The organism is Pseudomonas sp. TNT2022 ID642, from assembly GCF_028656995.1.
Taxonomy (GTDB): domain Bacteria; phylum Pseudomonadota; class Gammaproteobacteria; order Pseudomonadales; family Pseudomonadaceae; genus Aquipseudomonas.
The window spans coordinates 36,468-63,388 of sequence record NZ_JAMDGW010000023.1; the positions used below are offsets into that span (position 1 = coordinate 36,468).

Below are 26,921 nucleotides of genomic sequence, written 5' to 3' on the forward strand. Positions count from 1 at the left end.
CCTCGTTTCACTCGACAGCTCCTACATGGACCGGGCGGTTTGATCAGAGCCAGTAGCTGACGGCATACCAGCCGAGCAGGCCCATCACAAAAGTGTACGGCAACGCCATCCACACCATCCGCCCATACGACAGGCGCACCAGCGGCGCGATCGCCGAGGTCAACAGGAACAGAAATGCAGCCTGGCCATTCGGCGTCGCCACGCTTGGCAGGTTGGTACCTGTATTGATCGCAATCGCCAGGGTCTCGAAATGCTCGCGGCTCATGTGCCCAGCGAGGAACGCCTGTTTCACTTCGGTGATGTAGATCGTCGCGACAAACACGTTGTCACTGATCGCCGACAACAGGCCGTTGGCAATAAACAGCATGCCCGGTTGTTGCTCGACCGGCAGGGCCAGCACCCACTCGATCAACGGCGCGAACAGCTGTTGATCGTGAATCACTGCAACCACGGCAAAAAACACCACCAGCAGCGCCGTGAACGGCATGGCGTCCTTGAATGCACTGCCCAGACGATGCTCGTCGGTGATGCCGGTAAACGCGGTGATCAACACAATCACCATCAAGCCGATCAGGCCGACCTCAGCGATGTGAAAGGCCAGGCAACCGATCAGAATCAATGCCGCTGCGCCTTGCACCAGCAGCGCAGCGCGTTGGCGAGCAGTACGTTCGGCGTTGTCTTCGGCGGCGTAGTTGGCCAGCACGGCGCGAACGTTGTCCGGCAGCAGTGTGCCGTAGCCGAACCAGCGCAGCTTCTCCAGCAACACGCAGGTCACAAGACCGGCCGCCAGCACCGGCAGGGACACCGGTGCGACCTTCTGGAAGAACTCGCCGAAGTGCCAGCCCATTTCATGGCCGATCAGCAGGTTCTGCGGCTCACCGACCAGTGTGCACACGCCGCCCAGCGCCGTACCGACCGCGCCGTGCATCAACAGACTGCGCAAGAACGCGCGGAATTTTTCCAGGTCGTCGTGATGCAGTTTCGGCAGGTTCTGGTCGTCAGCGAACTCGCTGTCCTGGCGCGGATCATTGCCGGACGCGACGCGGTGGTAGACGGAGTAGAAACCGACGGCCGCACTGATGATCACCGCCGTCACCGTCAGAGCATCAAGAAACGCCGAGAGAAACGCCGAAAGAAAGCAGAACATCAAGGCCAGTAGTGCTTTTGAACGCACGCCCAACAGCAGGCGCGAGAACAGAAACAGCAACAGATCTTTCATGAAGTAGATGCCAGCCACCATGAACATCAGCAGCAGGATCACCGGGAAGTTGTGCACCAACTCATCGTAAAGCGCCTGCGGTGTGGTCATCTTCAGCAACAGCGCTTCGATCAGCAACAAACCGCCGGGCATCAACGGATAGCACTTGAGCGCCATCGCCAGGGTGAAGATGAATTCGATCACCAGTAACCAGCCGGCCGCGACCGGGCCAACGGTGAAGAGCACCAGCGCATTGAGGATTAGAAAACCGACGATGGTCGCCTTGTACCAACGTGGCGAGTGCCCGAGAAAATTTTGCGCGAACGCCTGGGCCATTGAACCGGACATCGGCTGCTCCTTGTCTTTAGAAGCGCGCAAGTTGCCGGATGCCTTGCGGAAGATCAAGTACAGTCCGTGTTTTTCAATGGTTCAGGTAACGCGCCACCATGGCTCGATAGTTGCCATCCAATGAATAACCGCCGACGAGGATGGCATTGTCCGGTTGCACAGCCAGCGAATTGGCCGTGTCCAGGCTGCGTCCCAGGCGCGTGCGCAGCCAGCCTTTGCCATCGCCGAAGCTGCGATCCAGGCTGCCGTCACTCAGGTAGCGGGCAACGATAAAATCCGCCTCGATTCCGCCAATGGTGGCACCGACCGCGACAATGCGGCCGTCCGCCATGCATTGGGCGGCGCTCCATTGGCAGCCGCTGGGGCCGATTTCCAGCAGTTGAGGCTGTCCGCCATGGCTGTGCAGGTCCGGACGACCGTTGGTGTGCACGCTGTAGGCCATGCAACGGATCGGGTCGCGACTGCTGCCGAAGCAGTGCAGCGCGTCGGTGGATTCAATGACCTGACTGACCTGGGCGCTTTGGCCGTGTGCCTTGAACGCCATGAAGCCATCCACGGCAAAGCGCTCGTCGAGACGACCATTGGGCAGGTAGCGCGCCAATAGACCCTCCTGCGGAAAGTCGATGGAGCCTGCCACGACAATCCGCCCATCCTTTTGCAACAGCAGGCTGCTGAGCCAGGTGTTGAGCAACAAGTGGCGAATCATCACGAAGCCGCGGCCGTTGAAGGTTTCGTCCAGACTGCCATCGGGCTTGAGGCGAATCAGCATGCCGGCATGGTCGGCGAGTTCGAAGTGGTGATTGGCGATCAACAGAATATGGCCGTCGTCCTGCACGACAAAGTCGCAGGCTTCGGCACCGGGTACGCCCGGTGGCAGCCATGAGTCACGGCTGCCCATGGACAGATCGCCGGGCAGGCGCACCACCTGACGACCATTGTCACCGAAGCTCGGATCCGGCTTGCCCTGTGCATCGAACAAGGCCAGCGCCGGCAAAGTGCGATGAGCGTTTTCATAATGCAGACCGGCGAGCAGGATGCTCCCATCGGGTAGCACCTGGACTTTGCCGGCGGTGGCTTCGAAGCCTGGAGCAAAGGTATCAATCACGCTGCCCTGATCACCGAAAGTCAGATCGGCTGAGCCATCGGCGAGCATCCGCGCCAGTCCGAATCGGCTGCCGGCGCTGATGCCGACTTTTGCCGCAACGAGAATCCGCCCCTGCGGATCAAGCGCGATATCTACCGTCAGGCTGGACACGCTGCCAGCGAAATACACTTGGGCGACGCCGGTGGCGGCAAACGTTCTGTCGAGTTGACCGGCCCGATTCGACAACGTCGTCGGTAATGCCGGCAGCGCAAAAGTGTTCAGGGTGGACATGCACGCATCTCCTTGCGAGTTGACCTGAACCGGAAACCGGATGGCTAACTGCATGAGCGAAACATTCAATCCCTGAACCGGGAGAAGTACAACTGTAAGAACTAACAGGTGGAGGGTCGCACTGTGCCAGAACAGTGTCTTTTTGAACCAATAGCAAGCCGGCCAAGCAGTTAAGCCTGACTAAGTTGCGAATAGTTGTACAAAAGTACGGAGGGTTAAAAGTTTACAACTAACAGAGGAGGGCGGATGACCTGAACGTCATCCGCATCGCCCGGTTGTTAGTGTGGCATCGACCAGGATTGCAGTGTGTGGCCTTCTTCACTGAGTTCAGCGCGAGCCTGCTGCAGCAGTTGCTCGAGTTGCGCTGGATCGGAGTAGGCACTGCTTGGGATCTGTTTGCGACCGATGTGCGAATTGGTCCGGTCGATCACGGTCAGGCTCAGTTCGCCATTGCCGTCTTGTGGCGCCCAGGCCACGCACTGGAACGGTTTGAACGCGTGGTTGGCAATCAAAAGAGCTTCGTTGATACGGAGCGGGGCGGTCATGGGGTTTTCTCTCTGTCGTGCCCAATCAAGTGATGTGCCGTCGGTTGGGCTTACCGTTCGGCTGGTACTTGTACTGATGCACCGAACCCGCTGGCAGGTCACACAGGAAACAAAGAAATTTCAACTTTCTTTTATGGCGTTGCTTTACCGACAGGTTTTTGAAAGCTTGCTGAAAGGTTAAGGCTGGGATTAGTCGATAGCTTACTAACAACTTCTGTTCTTATAACGTGTTTGCTTGTACACCTATAAGCAATCGATACAAGGCCCTGTCAAAATCTTGCTAATGTTACAGTCGGGTCTGCCAAATGACTGTTTTTACAATCATTTCTAATAATTTGGCGCCAAGGAACAGTCATGAGCGAAGCGCCTGCGTTACGACGTTTATTGGTGGTCGATCCTTGCGACGATTGCCACCGCTTATTGCCCGGATTACGCGCCGTAGGTTGGGATGTTGATAGCTGTACCCTGGAAAATGCCGCCGATCGAAGTTGTGATGTCGGCCTGCTGCGATTACAGCCGTTTCACCTCGAGCGTCCCGAAGCCGTCAAGGAACTGATCAGCCGCAGCGGCACTGAATGGATCGCTGTGCTCAATCAGGAAGTCCTGCGATTACAAAACGTCGGTGACTTCGTCTGCGAATGGTTTTTCGATTTCCACACCTTGCCGTTCGACGTATCGCGGGTGCAGGTCACCCTCGGCCGCGCATTCGGCATGGCGCGTTTGCGCGGGCAGGGCACGATTCACGTCGATCAGCCTGAGCATGAACTGCTCGGCGACAGCAAACCGATCCGTGAACTGCGCAAATTACTCAGCAAACTGGCACCCACCGAATCGCCTGTGTTGATCCGCGGCGAAAGCGGTACCGGCAAAGAACTGGTCGCGCGCACGCTGCACCGCCAATCCCAGCGTCACAGCAAGCCGTTTGTGGCGATCAATTGTGGGGCGATTCCCGAACACTTGATTCAATCCGAGCTGTTCGGCCACGAGAAGGGAGCGTTTACCGGTGCGCATCAGCGCAAGGTCGGGCGCATTGAAGCGGCCAATGGTGGCACGCTGTTTCTCGATGAGATCGGGGATCTGCCGCTGGAATTACAAGCCAATCTGTTGCGCTTCCTCCAGGAAAAGCACATCGAGCGCGTCGGCGGCAGTCAGCCGATCCCTGTGGATGTGCGCGTTCTGGCAGCGACCCACGTCGACCTTGAGGCGGCCATCGAGAAGAAGCGTTTTCGCGAAGACCTGTATTACCGGCTCAACGTCCTGCAAGTAGTCACCGCGCCTTTGCGTGAACGCCATGGCGACCTGTCGATGCTGGCCAACCACTTTTCCCACTTCTACAGTCATGAAACCGGCCGCCGTCCACGCAGCTTTAGCGAAGATGCGCTGATTGCCATGGGCAAACATGACTGGCCGGGCAACGTCCGTGAACTGGCCAACCGTGTACGGCGCGGACTGGTGCTGGCCGAGGGTCGGCAGATCGAGGCCCGTGACCTCGGGCTGATCAGTCAGCATTCGATCGCCACACCGATGGGCACGCTGGAAGATTACAAGACCCGTGCCGAGCGCCAGGCACTGTGCGATGTGTTGAACCGGCACAGCGATAATCTCAGTGTTGCGGCCAAGGTCCTTGGCGTGTCCCGGCCGACGTTTTACCGTTTGCTGCACAAGCATCAGATCCGCTAGCTGGCTGAAGATCAAAAGATCGCAGCCTCCGGCAGCTCCTACAGGGATTACATGAATCCGATGTAGGAGCTGCCGAAGGCTGCGATCTTTTGCTTTTGCTTAGAAGTAGTACGGGAATTTCAGGCTGAAGGAAAAGTCCGGGGCATCGTCGGTCAGACCGATCGACAGGTTCGGAACAATGGTCAGGTTGTCGGTGGCCGCAATGGTCATGCCGACGTTGAAGTAACCGGCGTTGGCATCACTGGAGACCACCGATTGCCAATCCCCGCCATCCTGTTTCAGCTTGCTTTTACGCTGCACCAGGTCAGACATCGAGAACGACATACTCATCTTCTCGTTCAGCGCAAACGCAATACCGGCGCCGATCTGGAAGCTGTCGCCGATTTTTACCTTGCCCGGGTTTTTCTGGTTGACCGTCGAGCTGATATCGTCAAACGATTCCTCCAGGTTGTGGGTGTAGGACAGGCTGCCGAACAGCACAGCCGGGTCGAACGTCTTGACCAGCGAGATGCCTGGGGTGACGGACCAGACGCCGTTGCCCGTTGGCAAAGTGTCCGGCACGAACAGGTTGGAGTTGGCGTCGGTCTGGCGCAGTTTGATCCCGAACGGATCCTTGCCGGCTGGCGCCTTGACCCGCAAGGTGACTACCGCATCCGGCGTATTGACCGACTCGTCGAGGAACTTGTAAGCAATGCCGAAGTTGACGTCGCCAATGGTTGGGTCGCGATCGACGTCCTGTTCTGTGGTGACGTTTGACGCACCGCCGTTACCGCCACCCGACTGATACGTCGAACTGCGGTAGACCACCGGCACGTTCAAATCGAACTGCCAGCGGTTGTCGAAGTTGTAGCGGCCCGTGAGGTCAAGGGTCCAGGTGTCAGCCTTGATTCGGTCAAGGTTGATATTGCCGAGAAAGATCGAGTCCAGTGCCAGAAAGCCGTTGAGGATCAACTGACGGGTGTCGTAGCGCGAGTAGGTGATACCGGTTTCGACGCTGAATTTGCCACCGCCGAAGAAGCCGCTGGCTTCGTCGTACAGGTTGGACACACTTTGTGCCGGTTGCGAATCATCTGCCAGCGATTGCCCGTAGGAAGCGCCACTGCCACCTGCTGCGCCCCCCGACGCTGCTGCGGCCCCGGTGCCGGTGGCCACTTTTGGATTGCCTTTCATATCCGACGGCGACTTGGCCAACCGTTTAGGTTGCGGCGCCGCCGGTTGGTCTTCGACCTGGCGAACCCGTTGTTCGAGTATCGCCAGGGCTTTTTGTTGTACTTCGTAACGTTGCTTCAGCTCCAGAAGCTCTTGTTTCAGAACTTCTACATCGGCGTCCGGTGCCGCTTGCAGCATGGCTGCAGGTAGAAGAGTGCTCAAACAAACAGCGGCACGCAGTGATACTGATCGATACATGAATAAGCCGTCCCTTTAAGCCCAATGATCGAGACTCAGCGTAGTTCAATATCCAATAGTGCGTAGTGCCCTGAGTTGGGTCAGGTTGCAATCCAGTGCGCCGGCGCTCATGCCGTTATTGTTCAGGACTACGTTGAGTTGAGTCATGTTATTGACCACGTTGGCACTGCCCAGCAGGCGGGTGTTCTGCAGCAAACCGCCCTGGGCGACTTGTTGCAGGGCGGTGCCCTGATTGCCGGCGGCCTGGATGGCCATTTGTACACCGCCTCCGTTTGCCGAGACGGCGACGCTGCCCGCCGCATTGCTGCCGCCGATTGTCTGGCCGGCCATCAGGGCCTGCCCTTGGGCGGGAGCCAGTGCTGGTGCCTGATTGGCTTCTTTGACGTTGATGGCGACGTTGTTGTAGGCCGTGTTGCTGTCGCCAGCGGCACGCACGCTTTGTGTCACGCCTTGGCTGCTATCAAGGCCGGCGCCACCGGTGATCGTGCCATTACCCGCTGACAGGGTGCCGCCGTTGCCGTGTTCCTTGATGGTTTGAACATAGAATTCAGGTTTTACCGTTGCTGCCTGAAGTTGCATCGAGGTCGATGCCCCGATCAAATCGCCACTGGCGTTGCGCCAGGTACTGCTCATGACAATGCCGAAGCTGATAATCCGCCCCGGCATGACATAACGACCCCGTAGTTCGGACAACTCCTTGTCTTGTATTTCTATAGGTTTGAATCCTGCATTGGCATAGCCTGACGCGCTCGCTGCCAGGCAGGCGGCGGCCAGCCAGTATGAGGTTTTCATTTGCTGCTCCCGGGACATCCAGCCCCATTCTTTATAATCGGCGATTAAAAGAAGTCGCTCTGTATGAACCCGAAGTCCATCAATTCAGCATCTTTGACCGGGTTGAAGCCATCCAGCTTGTTCTTGGCGGTCAGTGGTACCGGAGGGCTGCGCAAGGCGTTGGCCTTGTCATATCCGGGACCGACGATGGCGAAGACAATGCCGTTCCAACCTTTGACAAAGTCATCATGTTTGTAGCGTTTATGGCCGAGAACCGGGTCTCCGATGTAAACCCAATCCTTGTCCGAACGCTGCAACACGACGAAATGCTTGTAGCCGCGAATTTCCATCAGTACCACCACCGGAATTGTTACAGCGTCGAGTTTTTCCGGCGGAATCTTGTAGCCCCTGGCGCGCATGCCGATGCTTTCTATGTAGCGCTTCATGTCCAGCATGGAAAACCCTTGAGTACGAACAAGGTCCTGGTCAGCGTTGACCAGCATGCCTTTTATGATGTGCTCCTCATCGACGTCGAGCCAATAGGCCTGGCGTAATACCGTTGCCAGTGCAGCAGCGCCGCAGCTGAAATCGGTTTTCTGTTCGACGATGTCGGCAAACTTGCGCTCACGAATGCTTTGCACGTTCTTGTAGACAAGCGTGCCACCCGGCAGGGCAGCCACGGGCATCTGGCCGGCCTGAGTCAGGCCACAGACGCAAAGCAGAGCGAGGAGGGCAGTCTTACGCATGATCGATACGCCTTTGCGGACTGAGGAAAAGCCCCGTTTCCGGGGCTTTCGTTTCGATCGCGATTACAGGCAGGCTTTGCAACCTGCAGCGATGGACAGCGAGTTGCTTTGTTGGTTACCAACACCGGCGGCGTTGTTGTAACCAGCGTTGCCGGAGAAGTTGTTACCAACGTTAGAGATGTTTGCGTTGTTGGTCACAGGGTTTTTCCAGCCGTCTGGGGTCAGCACTTGTTGCGTGGTAACACCGGCGAGACCGAAGATGCCGACAGCTTCAAAGGTCGCTTTCTGATCTTTGCTGCCGCCGTTGCCGCCATGACCACGGTCGTTGTCGCCATAACCGCCACCACCATGGCCTTTGTCGCCTTCGATGGTCGCTTTGCCAGCTGCCACGAATGCGCCAGCAGCGGTGAAGGTGCCTCTCAGAGTATCGGTTTTGTAGGTTTGAGTGCCGTTGTTGGACACAGTCAACCCAGTGGAGCTTTGGTTGGCAGCGGCAGCGGCGTTAGCTACACGACCACCGGATACAGCAATGGCCAGGTTGTTTTTCTGTTGGTTGAAGTTGCCGGCACTGTTGTTCACACCGATGTTGCCGGAACCGCCGTTACCCACGTTGTTGAGGTTGGCATTGTTGGTTGTCGAGTAGTTGGCAACCGCGTTGTTGTTGTTGACTTGAGTCGCGCTGGAAACGGACACGGCAGTGCCGAAGATGAAGCTTTCGTCGGCAGTTGCCAGAGCAGCGGCGTTGTCTTGTTGGTTGCCATCGCCGGCGGTGTTGTTCATGCCGACGTTGCCGTTGGTGCCATTGGCCGAGTCGCGAACGGAGGCATCATTTTTGGTGCCTTGGTTGCCCACCAGGTTGCCATCGCTGTTCTGCGTGTCGAGTACGGCAGCACCAGCGCCGGCGCCGATTTGCAGAAGTTGTTCCAGGGTAGGGCCTTTTGGTTCATGGTTGCCATGACCGTTGCCGTGCCCGTTACCATGATCGTCATCACGACCGCCTGCCTGTGCTGCGATTGCCATCACTGCTGCAAGTGCGAAAACCAGTGGTTTGAGAGCCATTGTAGGTTTCATGGTGTTTCTCCATCGTGCTTATTAGTTGGTTAAGTGTTGGTACTTTCTAATTGCACTGCTTTTTGTTGTTTGGGTCAGTCAGCGACCCGGATGCTCAGGGTGTTAGCCATTCGGTTCCCCACCCCGGCACTCTGGTTCACCTGGATTACCCCGCGGCTGCCGGTGAAGGCCTGATCACTTGTCGTGACCTGGCGACTGCCGGGTGAGGTACCAGTTGCTCCTGAGCTCGGTAAAAGCGCCACGTTCTGTTGTGAAAGGGCACTGTCGTCAACGCTCTGCGGGCCAGCACTGATGCTGACGCGCGTGACGTTGGCCATCTGGTTGTTGGCCCCGGCGCCCTGGTTCACACCCAGGATGCCGTTGCCATTGCTGAAAGCGTTGCCGCCAATGGTTGCGCTGGCATTCGTCGAAGGATTGGCGGGTGTGTCGATCGTTTGGCGGACATTGGTGGTGGCGCTGGCCGAGGTGCCAATGGCGATCGCCTTGGTATTGGTCTGTTGCATCTGGTCGCCAGCGGCCTGATTCACGTTGTAGTTGCCGCGGTACTGAATGCCGGTGTCCTGAATGTTCGCGTTGTTCACTGAGCTGGGGTCGGCCGCCATGGCACTGGCGCAGCCGAAGAGGGCAAGCAGGAGCAGGGAACGATTCATCTTATTGGCCTCCAGCCATGCGGGTCAGCGGCGCAAGGCCTGCGCCCATGGCACGGTTGACGGTATTGGAGATGGAACCGCCGGCGCCGCCGCCGTGGCCGCTGCTCATGCCGGGCAGGCCGTTGGGATTGGTCAGGGTGTTCATGCCGGGCAGGTTCGCCGTCGGCGTGTTGATGTTGCCGCGGATCGAAGAGCCACTGGCTACGCTGGCGAACTCACCGTCATTGAGCTCAGTGCTAGCCATCGCCTGATTGATGCGGGCTGAAGGGTTGGCATTGACGGTGGTTGGATAGGGGTCTTTACCGCCGCTGCGACCGATGGGAATGGGCTGTACGTCGCGATTAAGGACGATCACGCCATTGCCCTCTGCCTGCGCGTTGAAACTGATCAAAGTGCTGGTGGCTGATCCGATCAGCAGAAGGCAGGTCAAACCTTTTTGGATATTCCCCACGGCTGCAATTCCTTCTTCAGTGGGCTGGCCCGAGTCAGCGTTGTGAAGGAGAGAGCGAAAGCTGTGCCGCTTTTTAAATGTTTTTTAATTTCAATGGGTTAACAAATAGAGCCGCGCAACTGAACCACAGGCTGTTTCACTGTTGATACACGCACGGTCGCGCCGGGCTGTCTATTGGCTGAACAAAGCTCTGGCACAAGGGTTTGCGACGATGTGTTTCAACTGCGTAACAACTCGGATGACAAAGCCATGAACAGTGTTGAAACGGGCACTCTGCACATCAACGAGTGTTTCAGGAACGGACACTTTGCCCCCAAAGCAGGGGAAAACGCCGGGGAAGGTGACCCATTGACCGGGTCACTCCGCCAGTAATTGCTCGACGGCGGCAAAGGCCTGCAGTTGGCGTTCGGCCCAATTCCCCTGGATGACCTGAAAACGCTGGTGGTGGTTTTCAAGCCAGTTTTGCGTGGACTGGTAAAACGCCATTCGCTCGTCCAGATCCGGTTGGCAGCGCTGACCGTCATCGGTCCAGTCGACCTGTTCCGGGGACAAAAGAAGGTGCAGGTCGTAATGCCGCGCCAGCAACTCGGATTCCAGCCAGCCCGGGCAATCGCCGAACAGCGTCTGGCTCCACAGCATATTGCTCAACAAGTGAGTGTCGAGAATCAGCAACGAAGGCTTTTGCGCCCGCGCTTGATCTTCCCATTGCAACTGGCCCCGAGCGATTGCAGGGATGTCAGCCAGACAAGTGTCACGGGGATTGAGCTCTATAAAGCGGCGCACGTACTCATCCACGCGCAAGCCGCCAAAGCGTTGTTGCAGGCCCGCCGCCAGCCAGCTTTTGCCGGTGGATTCGGGGCCGGTCAGCACCACGACCTTCATGTGCGCAACGCCGGGTCGGTGCGCCATTCGCGAAAGCCTTGAATCGCCAGCAAGGTGAACAGCCCGTACAGCGCGGCGGTGAGGTACAGCCCCTTATAGATGAACAAGCCGACAAAGATCACATCGAGCACGAACCACAGCGCCCAGCATTGCAGGCGTTTCTGCGCCATCCACAGTTGTGCCACCAGACTGAAACCGGTCAGCGCGGCATCGAGCCACGGTTGCGCGGCGTCGGTCCAGTGAGCCATGGCCGCACCGAGCAACAGGCTGCCAACCGCGCCAACGCCCAAGCCGATCAGGACCGAGCGTTGATCGAGGCGCGTCACCTCACGACCGTCATGCATTGTCCCGGCGCGGGTCCATTGCCACCAGCCATAAACTTGCAGCGCGGCGTAGATCACTTGCAGCAACATGTCCGAATACAGCTTCACTTCAAAGAAGATCCAGCTATAGAGCAGCACCATGACCAGGCCGATCGGCCAGCACCACGGATTCTGTTTGACCGTCAGCCATACGGCGATCACGCCGAGTGCGGCGGCAAACAGTTCGAGCCCGGACATGTAGGTTCCTTGGGGGAAATTGAGGAGGGGGCGGATTGTACTGCATTGGGCCAAACCCCTCACCCTAACCCTCCCGAAACGTCGGACCGCCCGTAGGGAGAGGGGACTGATTGGGGGATGCTTTGGAGCGGCGCCGGCCTGAACGATCTTGGTTGAATCCATAATCGACTCGATTGTTCAGGTCCGTGTTGGACGCCATACACCTCGGTCGGCCCCCTCTCCTAGGGGAGAGGGCTGGGGTGAGGGGTGGGCTCACCAGAGTTACACGGGTCAGACGCGGAACTGGCGCAGCAGGCCGTTGAGTTGTTCGCTCAATTGGCCGAGCCGTACGCTGGCCGCACTCGACTGCTCGGCCGCGATCGCCGTGCTGTGCGAAAGGCCAGCAGCCTGTGTCACGTTCTGATTGATGTCCTCGACCACATGCGCCTGCTGCAGCGTAGCGCTGGCAATCGAGGCATTCAGACCGTTGAGATTACGCAGTGCCTGGCCAATGGCATTCAGGCTCGCACCGGCCAACCCGGCTTGTTCGATGGTCAGTTGCGACGCCTTGCTGCTGTCGCCGATCACTTTTACGGCGGCTTCGGAGTGGTTCTGCAGGCGCTCGATCATCGACTGGATTTCCGCCGTCGACTTCTGCGTACGTTGCGCCAACAAGCGTACTTCATCCGCCACCACGGCAAACCCGCGACCTTGCTCCCCGGCCCGCGCCGCTTCAATCGCGGCATTAAGCGCGAGCAGGTTGGTCTGTTCGGCAATCGAACGGATCACCTCCAATACGCTGCCGATCTGCGTGCTTTCGGCAGCCAGGGTGCGAATCACTTCCACCGCTTGATCAATGGTGCCGGACAGCTTGTCTATCTGCTGCAAGCTGCCGTCGATATTGATCTGGCCCTGTTGCGCCTGCGCTTCGGCATCGCGCATTTCGGCGGCGGCGTGCTCGGCGTTCTTTGCCACGTCCTGCACGCCATAGGTCACTTCGTTGATCGCCGTGGCCACCAGTTCCATCTGCTGCGATTGCTGCTGGCTGCGTTGCTGAGCCTGCGAGGCGTCGTTGCCCAGTTCGCTGGACGACTGGCCCAAGGCGCTGGCCGACACCTGCAAATCACCGATCACCCGGCGCAGTTTGGCGGTGAACGCGTTGAAGTGATGCGCCAGTTCAGTGACTTCATCCTTGCCATGGGTATCGAGGCTGCGGGTCAGGTCGCTTTCGCCACTGGCAATGTTGGCCATCGCGTTCACGGTTTCCTGTAGCGGGCGGACGATGCTGCGCGCGATCAGGATCACCAGCAACGCCATGATCAGCGCAATCGCCAGGCCGATGACCGTGGCCTTGATCACTTGGCCCTGGAACTCAGCCTGCACATCGTCGACGTAAACCCCGGAGCCGAGCACCCACCCCCACGGTTCGAACAATTTGACGTAGGAGGTCTTGGCCACCGGCTCACTGGCGCCCGGTTTTGGCCAGCGATAGTCGACCATGCCGGCGCCCTTGGATCGGGCGATGGCGACCATTTCGTTGAACACCGCAAACCCGTCCGGGTCGCGGATTGCCGAGAGGTTCTGGCCTTCGAGTTTCGGGTTGGTCGGGTGCATGACCATCACGGGCGTGAGGTCGTTGATCCAGAAATAATCGCTCTGGTCATAGCGCAGACCACGAATGGCGGTGAGGGCCTGTTTCTGCGCGGCCTCCTTGCTGAGGGTGCCGGCGGTTTCGAGGTCGTGGTAATAGGTCAGCAGGCCGCTGGCCGTCTGTACCACGTGCTGGGTTTTCTGGGCCTTGGCGTGATAGAGATCGTCGTGAATCTGCTTGAGCATCAACACGCCCAAGGTCAGCAACATGACCACCGCCACAATCAAGATGAGCCACAAGCGTCGGCTGATCGACACACTGCGCAAGCTGTTCATAACGCTGTCACTCCGGATTCTTTTTCTTGTAATAAACGACCGCCAGCATCCAACCACGATTTTGTGAGCGGGCATACGCGACCCAAGTCGTATAACGCGGCAGCGCTATTAAGGCTTGTCTGTTAGGATTTCGGCCCCGCGCGTGAAAACCTGAATCCAAATTGATATTTCACGGAATTTTGACCGTTTCGTGTGGATCCTGTGCGCGCGGAATCGGTACAGCCACAACCAGCTACGCTGATCGCAGTGAACGTAAAAAAATACTATCGGAGCATGCCCGCGCGCATCGCTCTTTGGGGGATTGATGGATCTTTGGACGGCCTTGCAGGCACTGATACTAGGAGTTGTAGAGGGGCTGACGGAGTTTTTGCCCATTTCCAGTACCGGACACCAGATCATTGTGGCCGACTTGCTCGAGTTCGGCGGCGAACGGGCCATGGCGTTCAATATCATCATCCAGCTCGGCGCGATCCTCGCGGTGGTCTGGGAGTTTCGACGCAAGATTTTCGATGTGGTCATCGGTTTGCCGACGCAGCCCAGTGCTCGGCGTTTCACCGCCAACCTGCTGATCGCGTTTCTGCCCGCTGTGGTGCTGGGCGTGATCTTTGCCGACCTGATCCACGAATACCTGTTCAACCCGATTACCGTCGCGGCCGCGTTGGTGGTGGGCGGCATCATCATGTTGTGGGCGGAAAAGCGTCAGCATGAAGTGCACGCCGAAACGGTCGACGAGATCACCTGGAAGGACGCCTTGAAGGTCGGCTTCGCCCAGTGTCTGGCGATGATTCCCGGCACCTCGCGCTCCGGCTCGACGATCATTGGCGGCTTGCTGTTCGGACTGTCGCGCAAGACCGCTACCGAGTTCTCGTTCTTCCTCGCCATGCCAACCATGGTCGGTGCGGCGGTTTACTCGGGCTACAAGTATCGCGACCTGTTTGTGCCAGCGGACTTCCCGGTGTTCGCCATCGGTTTCGTCACTGCATTCATTTTCGCCATGATTGCAGTGCGCGGTTTGCTCAAGTTCATCGCCAGCCACAGCTACGCGGCGTTCGCCTGGTATCGGATTGTGTTTGGTCTGGTCATTCTGGCGACGTGGCAGTTTGGCTGGATCGATTGGGCGGCGGCCAAACCATGAGTGATTCCCGCGCACGCCGGCCCGAAGGACGACCTTCGGGCGGCAACAACATCCAGCATCTGAAGCTGAAACTGCTGGTTCTGCTGATCGTCTGCGCGCTGCCGCTGTTCGGTTCTGTATCGATGTGGCTGCGCGGGATTTCGCTGGTGCCGTTGGCGGCTTACGGGGTCGTCAGCGTCCTGGCGTTCTTCATGTACTGGGCAGACAAGCGCAAGGCGCGCACGGATGCCTGGCGCACGCCGGAGAACATCCTGCATGCCGTGGAACTGGCCGGCGGCTGGCCGGGCGCGTTGATCGCCCAGCAGGTATTCCGGCACAAGACGCGCAAGGTCTCGTTTCAGATTCTGTTCTGGGTGATTGTGGTGTTGCATCAGGTGTTCTGGATCGACCAGTTGTTTCTCGGCTCGAACTTGCTAACCCTGTTTTGAACACACCGCAATTCCCTATGTAGGAGCTGCCGAAGGCTGCGATTTTTTGATCTTGCTTTTAAAAGATCGCAGCCTTCGGCAGCTCCTACACAGGGGGATTGGGGTTACAGCAGTAATCCGATTTGGGTCTTTTTCGGCAACTTGCTCACCACCAGTTGATGCGAACGCTGCAACAACCCCTTCAGTTCCTCGGCAGCCAACGGGTAGGGCGGGTGCATGATGATCCACTGCGCCCGTGCCAGATATGGCGCCGGGTGAATGCCGGGGCGGTCGCAATGGCCGAGAAACAGATCCTTGTCGACCTTGAACGCCAGTGAATCCCCGCGCAGTCCCTGCAAGGCAAACATCTTGTTGCCGGCAATCGAAAACACCCGCACGCCACCCCATTTGTAATCTTCCCGAGCGCCCGGCAATGCCAGGCAGAACGCCGCCACATCGGCTTCGCTCATCTTTCCCTTGCTCATAACAACCGCTCCCCACAGGCATTGAACGATTCGACCAGATGATCGATCCATGCGCGCACCGCCGGCATCACCCCGCGTCGATGCGGATACACCGCTTGCAGCCAGCCGCCGGGCAGTGACCACTCGGGCAGCATCTGCACCAGCGTGCCGTTTTCCAGCTCCGCCTCGCAATACATCATCGGCAACAGGGTAAAGCCCTGACCGGCCAGCACGCAGGCCTTGCGTACGACAAAATCATCGATGCCCAGGCGGGCTTCCATGTTCAGTTCGAAACTGTGGCCCTGCTGATCGAGCAAACGCACATGCACCATGCGATCCGCCTCGAGCGCACCCAGCACCGGCAGATTTTTCAGGTCTTGCGGGTGGTTGACCGTGTGGCCCTGCAAAAACGCCGGACTGGCTACCACGACCATTTGCGCCTGACGCAAGCGCCGGGTGACCAGCAATGGATCCTCATCACCGTGTTCACGCACCCGCAGCGCGACGTCAAAACCTTCGCCGACCAGATCGACCCGACGATTGAGCAGGACGACTTCCAGTTGCACCTGAGGAAATTTGCCGAGGAAGTCGCTAATGACCCACGGCAGCATCTCATGCGCCAAACCGGTCGGGCATGACACCCGCAAACGTCCACGCGGCTCACTGGACATGCTCGCCACCGCCTCATCGGCCATTTCCGCTTCCAGCAACATTGCCTGACAGTGACGCAAGTAGCGCTCGCCAACCGCGGTGAGATTGAGTTGCCGGGTGGTGCGTTGCAGCAAACGCGCGCCAAGGCGTTCTTCAAGTTCGGCAATGCGCCGCGACAGCCGTGACTTGGGAATCCCCAGCAATCGCCCGGCCGCGGCAAAACCGCCGGCTTCGACGACTTTGGCGAAATAGTAGAGATCGTTGAGGTCTTGCATAGGGAAATCCAACTGTTCTATCAGTGGGACAAACTATCGCATTTCAGGCGGCTAATCATCCATTGGTTTCTTGCGTAGGATTGTCTCCATTCCGTCGCCACCGGCGATTCCTTCCAGGAGATTCCACATGAAACTGCTGCATATCGATTCGAGCATTCTGGGCGACAACTCGGCTTCCCGTCAGTTGAGCGGCGAAGTCGTCAAAGCTTGGCAAGCCGCCGAGCCAAGCGCCGTGGTGACCTATCGCGACCTGGCCGCCGACGCCATCAGCCACTTCTCGTCGACCACGCTGGTTGCCGCCGGTACCACCGCTGAACTGCGTAACGCCGCACAACAGCACGAAGCCGAACTGAGCGCTTCGACCCTGGCCGAGTTCATCGCCGCCGACGCCGTTGTTATCGCGGCTCCGATGTACAACTTCACCGTTCCGACCCAGCTCAAAGCGTGGATCGACCGCGTTGCCGTCGCCGGTCAAACGTTCCGTTACACCGAAGCCGGCCCTGAAGGCCTGTGCGGTGGCAAGAAAGTGGTGATCGTTTCCACCTCCGGCGGTATCCATGCCGGTCAGGCCAGCGGCATCGCTCACGAAGAATACCTGAAGCTGGTTCTGGGCTTCCTCGGCATCACCGACATCGAAATCGTCCGTGCCGAAGGCCTGGCGTATGGCGAAGAAGTGCGCAACAACGCCATGACCGCTGCGCAGGCGAAGATCAGCGAGCAATTGTTCGCCGCCGCGTAAGGCTTGCGTAAAGAACAGCTGATGTTCAGGTAACCCCCAAAAAACTCTGTATTCTGGTTCCGCAAGGGGCGAATACGGAGTTTTTTGTTTCTGACTGTTACATAATCTGGCCCGGGTTATGCAGTCACACAATCAGCGTCTGAATGCATTGTCGTACCGAACCGCCGAATCCCCGGGGTTTCAGGCCCGCAACGCAACGGATCTTTCGATTGAGTAACAACAGGGTGGGGCATCCCATGATGCGTCTTTGTGCAACGTTACTGATTTGCCTGCTGGGCAGCCTGAATTCAGTGCAAGCTGCGCCTGGACGCCATCCTGTGTGGAGCGTCGGCTACCACGAGATGACCTTCCTCGATCCGCTGGATCTGCAGCCGATGCGCGCGATTGCCTTCTATCCTTCCAGCGACCGTGAACACATGAGCCTGCTCGAAGGCTATTCAGTCGAGGCCGGCGAAGACACCAAGGTCGCCATCGGCCGTTTTCCGATGCTGATGCTTTCCCACGGCAACACCGGCACTCCGCTGGCGCTGCACGACCTCGCGACTTCGCTGGCGCGCAAAGGCTTTGTGGTGGTGGCGGTGATTCATCCCGGCGACAACTCCAAAGACCACAGCCGACTGGGCACCCTGAGCAATCTTTACGGACGTCCGATTCAGATTTCCGAAGCGATTACAGCGACGCTTGGCGACCGCATGCTCGCGCCGTACGTCAACGCTGAGCAGGTCGGCGTGATCGGTTATTCCGCAGGTGGCGAAACTGCGCTGATTCTGTCGGGCGCGCAACCAGACCTGGATCGTCTGCGCCGCTATTGCCAGGAACGTCCGGATGATCGTGATGCGTGCAATACGCAGGGTGAATTGATCGTTGATCGGGATGACCTGCAACCGGTCGCCGATCCGCGTGTGCATGCTTTGCTGCTGATGGCTCCGCTGAGCCTGAAGTTTGGTCGGCATACTTTGGCCGATGTGCACGTACCGGTGCTGCTTTACAGTGGCGATGGCGACAAACTGGTGGCTTTCGACAAGAACGCGGCGGCGCTGGCGCGCAAACTGCCGACGGCGCCGGACTTCAAATTACTGGCAGGGGCAGGGCACTTCGTCTTTATGGCGCCGTGCAATGAAGAGCAGATTCGCGCGATGCCGGCGTTGTGTACCGATGCGGATGGGGTGGATCGCGAGGATATTCACCGCAACCTCATATCCGAGGCTGGACGGTTCTTCTCGCACACCTTGGGTAAACCGACCCGGGCCGGCATGCAAACCGCAGATCAATGATCAAAAGATCAAAAGATCAAAAGATCGCAGCCTTCGGCAGCTCCTACATGGGAATACCGTTCAACCTGTAGGAGCTGCCGAAGGCTGCGATCTTTTGACTTTGCTTTTCAGCCTGTTGCCCGGCGCTGGAGCAGCAAAGTCAGCCCCAGCCCAATCACCGACAACAGCGCCGCACTGAAGAATATCCACGAATACCCCAGATTCAACGCCACCGCCCCCATCAATGGTCCGGCAATCGCCAGCGCCAGATCGAAGAACACCGCATAGGCCCCCAATCCCGAACCGCGACTGGAACTCGGCACCTGTTTGATCGCCTCAACACCCAACGCCGGATACACCAGCGACAGGCCGAACCCCGCGAGTCCTGCGCCGATCAAAGCGAATGCGGTGGACGGTGCCAGCCACAACATCACCAGGCCCACGGTTTCGATGGTCATGCAGGCGATCGCCGACTTGAAGCCACCGAAGCGACTGATCGCCGAGATAAACATCAGCCGTGACAGGATGAAGCACACGCCGAACACGGTCAGGCAGTACGCCGCACCGGTCCAGCCACGGTTGAGGTAATAAAGGGTGATGAAGGTGGTCAGCGTACCGTAGCCGATCGAGGCCAGGGTCAGACTGGCGCCATACGGGGCGATTCGCCCGAACACCGCCCAGAACGGCAGGCGTTCGCCACGGATCACCGGCACCGACGGCTTGTTGCGAATCAGCAGCAGTGCACCCGCTGCCAGCACTGACAAGGCGATGCCGAGGCTGGTGAAGCCGTATTCGGCGACCATCACCACCCCTAATGGCGCACCAATGGCAATCGCGCCATAGGAGGCGATACCGTTCCAGCCGATGGATTTCGCCGTGTGCTCGACACCGACCTGGCCCATGCACCAACTGATCGTGCCGACACCAATCAGCCCCTGAGCGACGCCGAGCAGCAAACGGCCGATAATCAGAATGATCAGGCTCGCCAGCGGCCAGTCCTGCAACAGTGTGGAGAGCAGCGTCAGCAAACCGCTGAGGACAATGCCCCACAAGCCATAAATGATCGCCCGTTTGGTGCCGAGCGTATCCGACATGCGTCCCGCCATTGGCCGGCTGAGCAGGGTGGCCAGGTACTGCGAGCCAATCACCAGCCCGGCAATCACCGCGCTGAAACCCAGTTGCTCATGCACATAACCGGGCAGCACTGCGATCGGCAAGCCGATGCAGAGAAACGCAACAAAGGTGTAGAACACGATGGAAACGATCTGCAGGGTGATCGCCATGGAGCTTTGCGGTGGCAGTTGCTGCGCAGACATGAGGACTCGTTCGCGGGCGGCGGTGGGAGAGTTCGCATCATGGCGTGGGCTTGAGATAAAAGAAAGCAGGCTAACTATCTTTCACCCCACCGATCGTTCCCACGCTCTGCGTGGTAACGCCGCCACGGACGCTCCGCGTCCCGCTCGTGTGACGCGGAGCGTCACGGGATGCATTCCCACGCAGAGCGTGGGAACGATCAGCGTCCTGAATGCAAAAAGCCCCGTCACATGGACAGGGCTTTTCAGTTTTCAGCTGCTTTTTAGAACACCACACCCTGACTACGCAGGTAGTCATCGTAAGTGCCGCTGAAGTCGGTCACGCCATTCGGGCTCAGCTCGATGATGCGCGTTGCCAGGGACGATACGAACTCACGGTCGTGGCTGACGAAGATCAGCGTGCCCGGGTAGTTTTCCAGCGCCAGGTTCAGCGCCTCGATCGATTCCATGTCCAAGTGGTTGGTCGGTTCGTCCATGATCAGCACGTTCGGCTTTTGCAGGATCAGCTTGCCGAACAGCATGCGACCTTGCTCACCACCGGAAATCACTTTGACCGACTTGAGGATCTCGTCGTTGGAGAACAGCATGCGGCCCAGAGTACCGCGAATCATCTGCTCGCCCTGAGTCCACTGACCCATCCAGTCGAACAGCGTGACGTCGTCTTCGAAGTCGTGCGCGTGGTCCTGAGCGTAGTAGCCCAGTTCGGCGGCGTCGGTCCACTTGATGCTGCCGGCGTCCGGGGTCAGTTCGTTGACCAGGGTGCGCAGCAGGGTGGTTTTGCCGATACCGTTCGGGCCGATGATCGCCACGCGCTCGCCGGCTTCAACCTGGAAGCTGAAGTCTTTGAACAGTGGTTTGCCGTCGAAGCCTTTGGCCATTTTTTCGACGATGACCGCCTGGCGGTGCAGCTTCTTGTTCTGATCGAAGCGAATGAACGGGCTCACGCGGCTCGAAGGCTTGACCTCGGCCAGCTGGATCTTGTCGATCGCTTTGGCGCGGGAGGTGGCCTGCTTGGCTTTCGAGGCGTTGGCCGAGAAGCGGCTGACGAACGATTGCAGCTCGGAAATCTGTGCTTTCTTCTTGGCGTTGTCCGACAGCAGTTGCTCGCGGGACTGGGTCGCCACGGTCATGTACTCGTCGTAGTTGCCCGGGAACAGACGCAGCTCGCCGTAATCCAGGTCAGCCATGTGCGTGCACACGCTGTTCAGGAAGTGACGGTCGTGGGAGATGATGATCATCAGGCTGTTACGCTGGGTCAGAACGTTTTCCAGCCAGCGAATGGTGTTGATGTCCAAGTGGTTGGTCGGTTCGTCGAGCAACAGCACTTCCGGATCGGAGAACAGCGCCTGCGCCAGCAAAACGCGCAGTTTCCAGCCTGGCGAAACTTCGCTCATCGGGCCGAAGTGTTGCTCGATGCCGATACCCAGGCCCAGCAACAGCTCACCGGCGCGGGATTCGGCGGTGTAGCCGTCCATCTCGGCGAATTCGGTTTCCAGCTCGGCTACGGCCATGCCGTCTTCTTCCGACATTTCCGCCAGCGAGTAGATGCGGTCGCGCTCGGCCTTGACCTTCCACAGCTCTTCGTGACCCATGATCACGGTGTCGATCACGGTGAATTCTTCGTAAGCGAACTGGTCCTGGCGCAATTTACCCAGACGCACGTTCGGCTCGAGCATGACCTGACCGCCGGACGGATCGAGGTCACCGCCGAGGATTTTCATAAAGGTCGACTTGCCGCAACCGTTGGCGCCGATCAGGCCGTAGCGGTTACCCGCGCCGAATTTGACCGAAACGTTTTCGAAGAGCGGCTTGGCGCCGAACTGCATCGTGATGTTAGCTGTAGAGATCAAGAGTTATTCCTGCGAAGCATTCTGAGTAGCGAGGGTGCGGCTGGAGCGCTTGGCCCGAGTCAAAGTGCGCTGAAGCGGGGAAGTCCCGTCATCAACCAAGGGGGGCGCGTAAAGTTTGGCGGCGATTGTACTGGTCTGGCTCTTTAAACGATAGGGCGATGACGCCCGGATCGCCGATTGGCACATACGCCGGACAGTTTTTCACAGATGATGGTTCACTATCGGTTACAAACTGTGGCTAAAATGCCACCTTTCACCGAGCGTCCGGTAACGGCGCGGGCCAAGGACGTGCCATGTGTATTCAGACCACTGCATAAGACGCGGGGCTTCAGGCCGCCGGCGCGCAGTTTTTTCACTTCTGACGTGTGACGATTTCCGTGAAACTCATCATTGCTGCTATTTATGTCATTTCGATTGCATACGTTCACCTGCGTGGCCGTGTGCGGCACAAACTCGGTCGACAGCTGAGCGACCATTCGACGTTTCTCGCGCCGATCAACTGCTTTCTGTATCTGTTTTCGAAAAAGCCCAACAAGCCATACCTCGACCCGAGCGAGTTTCCGGACTTGAGCCCGCTGCAGGCGCACTGGGAAGAAATCCGCGAAGAAGGGCAGAACCTGCTACGTGCCGGCGAAATCAAGCGCTCCAATCAATACGACGACGTCGGTTTCAACTCGTTCTTCAAAAGCGGCTGGAAGCGCTTCTACCTGAAGTGGTACGGCGAGAGCCATCCGTCGGCCATGAAGCTGTGCCCGCGCACGACTGAACTGGTGCAGAGCATCGGCTCGATCAAAGCGGCGATGTTTGCCGAGCTGCCACCGGGTTCGAAACTGGTGCGTCACCGCGACCCGTATGCCGGCTCCTATCGCTATCACCTGGGCCTGGACACGCCGAACGATGCCGGCTGCTACATCAATGTCGACGGTGAGAACTATCACTGGCGTGACGGCGAAGCGGTGATGTTCGATGAAACCTTTATTCATTACGCCGAAAACACCACGGACAAGAACCGCATCATCCTGTTCTGCGACATCGAGCGGCCGATGAAGTATCGCTGGGCCGCCGCGTTCAACGCCTGGTTCAGCCGTACGGTGATGTCGGCGGCGGGCGCGCCCAATGATGCTGGCGACCGTACAGGCGGGATCAACCGGTTGTTTACCCGGATCTACAAGATCCGTCTGCGTGGCAAAGAGCTGAAAAAGCGTAATCGTAAGCGCTACTACATGGAAAAGTGGGCGATCTTCGCTGGTTTGCTCGCGGTGTTCATTCTGATCTGAATTGTTGTATTGCTTTGGCTGGCCCCTTCGCGAGCAGGTTCGTTCCCACCTTAGTCTCGAGTGAAAGCAATTTTTGCATTCGACTCAGAACCCTGTGGGAGCTAGCCCGCTAGCGAAGACTCTCTCAAATACAACCTGTCAGTTACCTGACGATTCTTGGATTGTCATTCACCGGAGGCCTTCTTTGTCCTCTTGGCCGGCGCTGCTTTGGTGGCGGCTTTCGCCTTCGGCTTGGCTGCAGCTTTCCCGCCCAGACTGCGTTTAAGCAGCTCGGTCAGGTCGATTACATCAGCGGTCTTGCGCTCTTCCTCGCCCCCCACCGACTCAACATCCTCGATCTTGCCTTCATGGGCCTTTTTCTCGACCAGGGCCATGATCTTGTCTTCAAATTCATCCTTGTAGTCTTCGGGCTTCCAGTCCGCACTCATGTCCTGCACCAGCCGTTTGGCCATGTCCAGCTCACCCTTGGCCAACTGCGGTTTGGTCACTTCGCTGCCCAGTTCCAGCTCGTCTAGGCCACGCACCTCCTGCGGCCAGCGTAGTTTCACCAGCACCAGCGCAGACTCCAGCGGCATCAACGCAGCAAGGTACTGGCGTGTATGCAGCACCACGCGGGCGAGGGCAACTTTGTTGGTCTTGCTCAGGGTTTCGCGCAGCAGTGCGTAAACCTTGCCGCCGCGCTTGTCTGGCGCCAGGTAGTAAGGGGTGTCGATGTTCTGCAGGGGAATCTGTTCGGCGTCGACAAAGGAGAATATGTCGATGGTCTGCGTTGAAACAGGGTGCGCCGAGCGGATTTCCTCTTCGCTGAGCACCACATAACGGCCTTTTTCATAGGCCACGCCTTTGACGATATGCTCCTTGGTGACTTCCTTGCCGGTGACCTTGTTGACCCGTTTGTAACCCACCGGATCCATGCTGCGGCTGTCGAGCCAATCGAAATCCACGCCCTGCGACGAGGTCGCCGAGACCAATGCGACAGGGATGTGCACCAGTCCGAAACTGATCGCGCCTTTCCAGATTGCCCGAGCCATGGTGAGTTCTCCGAGTGATGATCGGATGACCTGCAGTCCCGGCGGAAAGTTTCCCCGGAATGCGCGGGTTGGCGATGACTTGGTCAAGCCGTGTTACATGTTGTTTAAGACATGCGGGTTAACAAATCCGAACCCAGAGCGTAGCGTGGACTCGAAGGCTCTATCCCCGGCCCATCGAGAGGCAGCGTCATGAACCGAATTCTGCTTGGCATCGTCGTCCTGACCCTCAGTGGCGGTCTGGTTCATGCCGACGTCTTGCTGGCGCAAAGCCCTACCGGCAACAGCAACAACCCCTACAACAGCCCGATCCGCCGGGCCAACCCCAACAGCATGCAGGGCACTCAGCCCAGCGCGCCGCCCATTCGAGGGCCGAATACGGTACCGACACCGCGTCAGCCCACCGTCGAGAACCGTGGCATCGGCAATGGCCAGCCGATCCGCTCGGTGCCAAGCACGCCACCGACGTTCATTCCCAATCCACCTTCGCGCAGCGGAGGCAGCAACCGTTGAGCGGCAGGACTGTGCTTCTGTCGACCCTTCAAGCGAACAAAAGGAATCGTGCATGTTGCGTAAAACCCTTCTAGCCACACTGTGTGCCGGCGCGCTGATCAGCGTTCCAGCATTTGCCGCCGCCCCCAAAGAGCTGCAAAGCGAACAGGGCACCCTCGAAGTCACGACCGTCACCGCAGGCCTTGAACATCCATGGGCGCTGGCGTTTCTGCCGGATCGCCAAGGCATGCTGGTCACCGAGCGCCCCGGCAATCTGCGCGTGGTGGACGCTGACGGCAAACTGTCCGCGCCGATTTCAGGCGTGCCGCAGGTCTGGGCCAAGGGGCAGGGCGGGTTGCTGGATGTCGTGCTGTCGCCGGACTTCATACAGGATCGTCTGGTTTATCTGTCCTATGCCGAAGGCGGCGGTGCCGGCGACAAGGCTGGCACCGCCGTGGGTCGCGGGCGGCTATCGGATGACTTGAAGACGCTTAAGGATTTCAAAGTGATCTTCCGTCAGGAACCGAAGCTTTCGGTCGGCAATCACTTCGGCTCACGCCTGGTGTTTGATCGCGACGGTTATTTGTTCATTACTCTGGGCGAGAACAATGATCGGCCGACGGCGCAGGATCTCGACAAGTTGCAAGGCAAGGTCGTGCGCATCTACCCGGACGGCAAGGTGCCGGATGACAATCCGTTTGTCGGCCAGTCCGGCGTACGGCCCGAGATCTGGGCCTACGGCCTGCGCAACCCGCAGGGTGCGGCACTCAATCCATGGACCGGCACGCTGTGGGAAAACGAGCACGGCCCGCGCGGTGGCGATGAGGTGAACATCATCGAACGCGGCAAGAATTACGGTTGGCCGCTGGCGACCCACGGCATCAATTATTCAATGCAGCCGATCCCGGAAGCCCAGGGTAAAACGGCGGAAGGCACCGTCGCGCCGCACCATGTGTGGGAGAAGTCGCCGGGCGTCACCGGCATGGCGTTTTACGATGCCGATCGCTTTAAACCGTGGCAACACAATGCGTTTGTCGGTGCCTTGGTGACTCAGGAACTGATTCGTTTGCAGTTCGATGGCGACAAGGTGGTGCACGAGGAGCGTTTGCTAGGTGAACTGAATCAGCGGATTCGCGACGTGCGGCAAGGGCCGGATGGTTATCTGTATGTGCTGACGGATGAAGAGAAAGGTTCACTGTACAAAATCGGCCTGAAGCCCGCGCTTTAAAGACGATCCCCCCTGTAGGAGCTGTCGAGTGCAACGAGGCTGCGATCTTTTGATCCTGTTTCTGAGAATCAAGATCAAAAGATCGCAGCCTTCGGCAGCTCCTACATGTGGAGGCTTACGTTTTGCGGGAATACAGCACCACCGCAGCACGCAGCTTCCCCCGGCCAAACCGGCACATTTTCTCGAATTCCCCATGGCTCACCGGCACATGTTGGCAATCCATGGGTTGCCGATGCTGGCTGTGGTCGACATCCGGATCATGCAGGTAAACGAAATCCTCGTCGCAGTCGGTCACGACCACCCAGTGCGGGGACTTGGAGCGCGTCAGTCGATAGCTGCTGATCAACACCAACGGCTGCCCACCGGCATCCAGCAGTCGCGGTAGATCCAGCAACGCACCGATCACACACTCGACGTCGGTCTCCTGCAATTGCGCCGTGAACTCCTCGTGGACCAGGCGCATGACGTCTTTTTTATGCGCATCACGCACACCGTCAAGGAATAACGGCCCGCTCATGCTCAGCGCCATACGCACGCGAAACCCCCGACGCCACGCCGCCAATGCCAATCCCTGCGGGCTGCAACCGCCATGGCCGGAGGTCATGAACACCGTGGTCGCCTCCCGCCAGACCTGCAGTTCCTCTCGACGCTCCAACGAGCGTTCCGCTTGTAGCGCGCCCATGGCCATCAGCAGACACGCCGGGCCACAGGTGAACTCAGTGGTTTGCCGGTAATAAGGCACCTTGATGCTGCGTGAATCACGGTGCTGAAGGATGCGTTTCTCCAGCCGCAGCGCATCGGCGTGGTCTTCGTAGTAATCGTGAATCAGCGCAAAACGCCGGTAGCCATTGCGTTCGTACAACGCGATCGCCGCAGGGTTGTCGAGGCGCACCTCCAGCCGCAGATACGCACAGTCGTGCTCCAGCGCCAGCGCTTCAATGCGTTGCAGCAGCTGTTTGCTCAGGCCCGTGCCGCGCGCCTCGACGGCCAGTGCAATGGAATACAGCCGCGCAAGCGATGTGCCGCGATGAAACAACACCAGCGCGTAGCCCAGCAGTCGACCGTCGCATTCGGCCACCAGCAACTGTCCGTGAGCGCGGGTGATCATCCACTGAAAGCTGCGGCTGGTGAGCCGGTCCGTGGTGAAACATTGCATTTCCAGTGCCAGCAGCGCCGGCAAGTCTTCAACTACCGCCAAACGAAAAACAGCCTTCATATGA

General features: G+C 58.5%; 26 protein-coding genes. 8 read left to right on the top strand and 18 right to left on the bottom strand.

Annotated elements, in window-relative coordinates; translation table 11 throughout:
* Positions 1–43: 43 nt before the first annotated feature.
* The 3 genes from nhaB to M5G26_RS22600 all read right to left on the bottom strand — a co-directional run bounded on the left by nhaB (position 44) and on the right by M5G26_RS22600 (position 3,466).
* Positions 44–1,546 (bottom strand): sodium/proton antiporter NhaB, encoded by a 1,503-nt coding sequence (nhaB, locus tag M5G26_RS22590; protein WP_273916527.1) that lies wholly within the window; start codon positions 1,544–1,546, stop codon positions 44–46.
* A gap of 73 nt (positions 1,547–1,619) precedes the next feature.
* Positions 1,620–2,921 (bottom strand): hypothetical protein, encoded by a 1,302-nt coding sequence (locus tag M5G26_RS22595; RefSeq protein ID WP_273916528.1) that lies wholly within the window; start codon positions 2,919–2,921, stop codon positions 1,620–1,622.
* A 278-nt stretch (positions 2,922–3,199) separates the two neighbouring features.
* Positions 3,200–3,466, bottom strand: a complete 267-nt coding sequence (locus M5G26_RS22600; RefSeq protein ID WP_034153927.1) for a hypothetical protein — start codon at positions 3,464–3,466, stop codon at positions 3,200–3,202.
* Between the two features lie 354 nt (positions 3,467–3,820).
* Between M5G26_RS22600 and M5G26_RS22605 the strand changes: the two genes are divergently transcribed.
* Positions 3,821–5,146, top strand: coding sequence for a sigma-54 dependent transcriptional regulator (locus M5G26_RS22605; protein ID WP_016983762.1), 1,326 nt, complete (start codon positions 3,821–3,823; stop codon positions 5,144–5,146).
* A 99-nt stretch (positions 5,147–5,245) separates the two neighbouring features.
* On the opposite strand, the gene M5G26_RS22610 is transcribed toward M5G26_RS22605, so the two are convergent.
* The 9 genes from M5G26_RS22610 to M5G26_RS22650 form a co-directional block, all read right to left on the bottom strand.
* The gene (locus M5G26_RS22610; protein WP_273916529.1) at positions 5,246–6,553 is read right to left on the bottom strand and encodes a hypothetical protein; all 1,308 of its coding nucleotides are present in this window, start codon (positions 6,551–6,553) and stop codon (positions 5,246–5,248) included.
* 45 nt (positions 6,554–6,598) lie between these two features.
* Complete coding sequence (locus M5G26_RS22615) at positions 6,599–7,345, bottom strand: hypothetical protein (RefSeq protein ID WP_150692595.1); 747 nt, start codon at positions 7,343–7,345, stop codon at positions 6,599–6,601.
* A gap of 44 nt (positions 7,346–7,389) precedes the next feature.
* Positions 7,390–8,070: a C39 family peptidase gene (locus tag M5G26_RS22620; RefSeq protein ID WP_150692594.1), complete on the bottom strand. Its 681-nt coding sequence runs from the start codon at positions 8,068–8,070 to the stop codon at positions 7,390–7,392.
* Between the two features lie 63 nt (positions 8,071–8,133).
* A complete protein-coding gene (locus tag M5G26_RS22625; protein WP_150692593.1) occupies positions 8,134–9,141 on the bottom strand; it encodes a heme utilization protein in 1,008 nt (335 codons plus the stop codon).
* A 74-nt stretch (positions 9,142–9,215) separates the two neighbouring features.
* Positions 9,216–9,791, bottom strand: a complete 576-nt coding sequence (locus M5G26_RS22630) for an adhesin (RefSeq protein ID WP_220556130.1) — start codon at positions 9,789–9,791, stop codon at positions 9,216–9,218.
* Between the two features lies 1 nt (position 9,792).
* Positions 9,793–10,242 carry a hypothetical protein gene (locus M5G26_RS22635; RefSeq protein ID WP_150692591.1) on the bottom strand — a complete coding sequence of 150 codons (450 nt, stop codon included), beginning with the start codon at positions 10,240–10,242 and terminating at the stop codon, positions 9,793–9,795.
* A 357-nt stretch (positions 10,243–10,599) separates the two neighbouring features.
* Positions 10,600–11,124: an AAA family ATPase gene (locus M5G26_RS22640; protein ID WP_273916545.1), complete on the bottom strand. Its 525-nt coding sequence runs from the start codon at positions 11,122–11,124 to the stop codon at positions 10,600–10,602.
* Entirely contained in the window at positions 11,121–11,684 is a 564-nt protein-coding gene (gene pnuC / locus M5G26_RS22645; RefSeq protein ID WP_273916530.1) for a nicotinamide riboside transporter PnuC, read from the bottom strand. Before pnuC ends, M5G26_RS22640 begins: the two co-directional genes overlap by 4 nt.
* Before the next feature lie 270 nt (positions 11,685–11,954).
* Entirely contained in the window at positions 11,955–13,589 is a 1,635-nt protein-coding gene (locus M5G26_RS22650; protein ID WP_273916531.1) for a methyl-accepting chemotaxis protein, read from the bottom strand.
* 304 nt (positions 13,590–13,893) lie between these two features.
* Between M5G26_RS22650 and M5G26_RS22655 the strand changes: the two genes are divergently transcribed.
* Together M5G26_RS22655 and M5G26_RS22660 are read left to right on the top strand one after the other, a co-directional pair.
* The gene (locus M5G26_RS22655; protein WP_095118793.1) at positions 13,894–14,724 is read left to right on the top strand and encodes an undecaprenyl-diphosphate phosphatase; all 831 of its coding nucleotides are present in this window, start codon (positions 13,894–13,896) and stop codon (positions 14,722–14,724) included.
* On the top strand, positions 14,721–15,152 hold the full coding sequence (locus M5G26_RS22660) for a DUF1294 domain-containing protein (protein ID WP_186615012.1): 432 nt from the start codon (positions 14,721–14,723) through the stop codon (positions 15,150–15,152). The genes M5G26_RS22655 and M5G26_RS22660 overlap by 4 nt, the downstream gene beginning before the upstream one ends.
* Positions 15,153–15,256: 104 nt before the next feature.
* Here M5G26_RS22660 and M5G26_RS22665 read toward each other — a convergent pair whose 3' ends face one another.
* Both M5G26_RS22665 and M5G26_RS22670 read right to left on the bottom strand, forming a co-directional pair.
* A complete protein-coding gene (locus M5G26_RS22665) occupies positions 15,257–15,616 on the bottom strand; it encodes an MmcQ/YjbR family DNA-binding protein (protein ID WP_123375180.1) in 360 nt (119 codons plus the stop codon).
* Entirely contained in the window at positions 15,613–16,521 is a 909-nt protein-coding gene (locus tag M5G26_RS22670) for a LysR substrate-binding domain-containing protein (RefSeq protein ID WP_150692585.1), read from the bottom strand. The genes M5G26_RS22665 and M5G26_RS22670 overlap by 4 nt, the downstream gene beginning before the upstream one ends.
* A 127-nt stretch (positions 16,522–16,648) precedes the next feature.
* Here M5G26_RS22670 and M5G26_RS22675 point away from each other — a divergent pair, with 127 nt between their 5' ends.
* Both M5G26_RS22675 and M5G26_RS22680 read left to right on the top strand, forming a co-directional pair.
* Entirely contained in the window at positions 16,649–17,260 is a 612-nt protein-coding gene (locus tag M5G26_RS22675; protein WP_034153941.1) for an FMN-dependent NADH-azoreductase, read from the top strand.
* 236 nt (positions 17,261–17,496) lie between these two features.
* The gene (locus tag M5G26_RS22680) at positions 17,497–18,534 is read left to right on the top strand and encodes an alpha/beta hydrolase family protein (protein WP_273916532.1); all 1,038 of its coding nucleotides are present in this window, start codon (positions 17,497–17,499) and stop codon (positions 18,532–18,534) included.
* A gap of 107 nt (positions 18,535–18,641) precedes the next feature.
* Here the strand turns inward: M5G26_RS22680 and M5G26_RS22685 are convergent, their stop codons facing one another.
* Both M5G26_RS22685 and M5G26_RS22690 read right to left on the bottom strand, forming a co-directional pair.
* On the bottom strand, positions 18,642–19,829 hold the full coding sequence (locus tag M5G26_RS22685) for an MFS transporter (RefSeq protein ID WP_273916533.1): 1,188 nt from the start codon (positions 19,827–19,829) through the stop codon (positions 18,642–18,644).
* Between the two features lie 260 nt (positions 19,830–20,089).
* Positions 20,090–21,676 (bottom strand): ABC-F family ATPase, encoded by a 1,587-nt coding sequence (locus tag M5G26_RS22690; RefSeq protein ID WP_095048873.1) that lies wholly within the window; start codon positions 21,674–21,676, stop codon positions 20,090–20,092.
* A gap of 377 nt (positions 21,677–22,053) precedes the next feature.
* Here M5G26_RS22690 and lpxO point away from each other — a divergent pair, with 377 nt between their 5' ends.
* On the top strand, positions 22,054–22,953 hold the full coding sequence (lpxO, locus tag M5G26_RS22695; protein ID WP_134175262.1) for a lipid A hydroxylase LpxO: 900 nt from the start codon (positions 22,054–22,056) through the stop codon (positions 22,951–22,953).
* A gap of 164 nt (positions 22,954–23,117) precedes the next feature.
* Here the strand turns inward: lpxO and ku are convergent, their stop codons facing one another.
* A complete protein-coding gene (ku, locus tag M5G26_RS22700) occupies positions 23,118–23,984 on the bottom strand; it encodes a non-homologous end joining protein Ku (RefSeq protein WP_038361220.1) in 867 nt (288 codons plus the stop codon).
* A gap of 189 nt (positions 23,985–24,173) precedes the next feature.
* Between ku and M5G26_RS22705 the strand changes: the two genes are divergently transcribed.
* Entirely contained in the window at positions 24,174–24,494 is a 321-nt protein-coding gene (locus M5G26_RS22705) for a hypothetical protein (protein ID WP_016984635.1), read from the top strand.
* 52 nt (positions 24,495–24,546) lie between these two features.
* The gene (locus M5G26_RS22710) at positions 24,547–25,701 is read left to right on the top strand and encodes a PQQ-dependent sugar dehydrogenase (RefSeq protein WP_273916534.1); all 1,155 of its coding nucleotides are present in this window, start codon (positions 24,547–24,549) and stop codon (positions 25,699–25,701) included.
* Positions 25,702–25,816: 115 nt separating this feature from the next.
* Here the strand turns inward: M5G26_RS22710 and M5G26_RS22715 are convergent, their stop codons facing one another.
* Positions 25,817–26,917, bottom strand: a complete 1,101-nt coding sequence (locus M5G26_RS22715; protein ID WP_150692581.1) for a peptidase C39 family protein — start codon at positions 26,915–26,917, stop codon at positions 25,817–25,819.
* Positions 26,918–26,921: the final 4 nt, after the last annotated feature.

Coding starts and splice junctions, on each gene's coding strand:
- M5G26_RS22605 (WP_016983762.1), top strand. CDS start 3,821: ATGAGCGAAGCGCCTGCGTTACGACGTTTATTGGTGGTCGATCCTTGC.
- M5G26_RS22650 (WP_273916531.1), bottom strand. CDS start 13,589: ATGAACAGCTTGCGCAGTGTGTCGATCAGCCGACGCTTGTGGCTCATC.
- M5G26_RS22680 (WP_273916532.1), top strand. CDS start 17,497: ATGATGCGTCTTTGTGCAACGTTACTGATTTGCCTGCTGGGCAGCCTG.
- M5G26_RS22675 (WP_034153941.1), top strand. CDS start 16,649: ATGAAACTGCTGCATATCGATTCGAGCATTCTGGGCGACAACTCGGCT.
- M5G26_RS22710 (WP_273916534.1), top strand. CDS start 24,547: ATGTTGCGTAAAACCCTTCTAGCCACACTGTGTGCCGGCGCGCTGATC.
- ku (WP_038361220.1), bottom strand. CDS start 23,984: ATGGCTCGGGCAATCTGGAAAGGCGCGATCAGTTTCGGACTGGTGCAC.
- M5G26_RS22610 (WP_273916529.1), bottom strand. CDS start 6,553: ATGTATCGATCAGTATCACTGCGTGCCGCTGTTTGTTTGAGCACTCTT.
- M5G26_RS22640 (WP_273916545.1), bottom strand. CDS start 11,124: ATGAAGGTCGTGGTGCTGACCGGCCCCGAATCCACCGGCAAAAGCTGG.
- M5G26_RS22660 (WP_186615012.1), top strand. CDS start 14,721: ATGAGTGATTCCCGCGCACGCCGGCCCGAAGGACGACCTTCGGGCGGC.
- M5G26_RS22630 (WP_220556130.1), bottom strand. CDS start 9,791: ATGAATCGTTCCCTGCTCCTGCTTGCCCTCTTCGGCTGCGCCAGTGCC.
- M5G26_RS22615 (WP_150692595.1), bottom strand. CDS start 7,345: ATGAAAACCTCATACTGGCTGGCCGCCGCCTGCCTGGCAGCGAGCGCG.
- M5G26_RS22715 (WP_150692581.1), bottom strand. CDS start 26,917: ATGAAGGCTGTTTTTCGTTTGGCGGTAGTTGAAGACTTGCCGGCGCTG.
- pnuC (WP_273916530.1), bottom strand. CDS start 11,684: ATGTCCGGGCTCGAACTGTTTGCCGCCGCACTCGGCGTGATCGCCGTA.
- M5G26_RS22665 (WP_123375180.1), bottom strand. CDS start 15,616: ATGAGCAAGGGAAAGATGAGCGAAGCCGATGTGGCGGCGTTCTGCCTG.
- M5G26_RS22655 (WP_095118793.1), top strand. CDS start 13,894: ATGGATCTTTGGACGGCCTTGCAGGCACTGATACTAGGAGTTGTAGAG.
- M5G26_RS22595 (WP_273916528.1), bottom strand. CDS start 2,921: ATGTCCACCCTGAACACTTTTGCGCTGCCGGCATTACCGACGACGTTG.
- nhaB (WP_273916527.1), bottom strand. CDS start 1,546: ATGTCCGGTTCAATGGCCCAGGCGTTCGCGCAAAATTTTCTCGGGCAC.
- M5G26_RS22620 (WP_150692594.1), bottom strand. CDS start 8,070: ATGCGTAAGACTGCCCTCCTCGCTCTGCTTTGCGTCTGTGGCCTGACT.
- M5G26_RS22600 (WP_034153927.1), bottom strand. CDS start 3,466: ATGACCGCCCCGCTCCGTATCAACGAAGCTCTTTTGATTGCCAACCAC.
- M5G26_RS22685 (WP_273916533.1), bottom strand. CDS start 19,829: ATGTCTGCGCAGCAACTGCCACCGCAAAGCTCCATGGCGATCACCCTG.
- M5G26_RS22625 (WP_150692593.1), bottom strand. CDS start 9,141: ATGAAACCTACAATGGCTCTCAAACCACTGGTTTTCGCACTTGCAGCA.
- M5G26_RS22705 (WP_016984635.1), top strand. CDS start 24,174: ATGAACCGAATTCTGCTTGGCATCGTCGTCCTGACCCTCAGTGGCGGT.
- M5G26_RS22670 (WP_150692585.1), bottom strand. CDS start 16,521: ATGCAAGACCTCAACGATCTCTACTATTTCGCCAAAGTCGTCGAAGCC.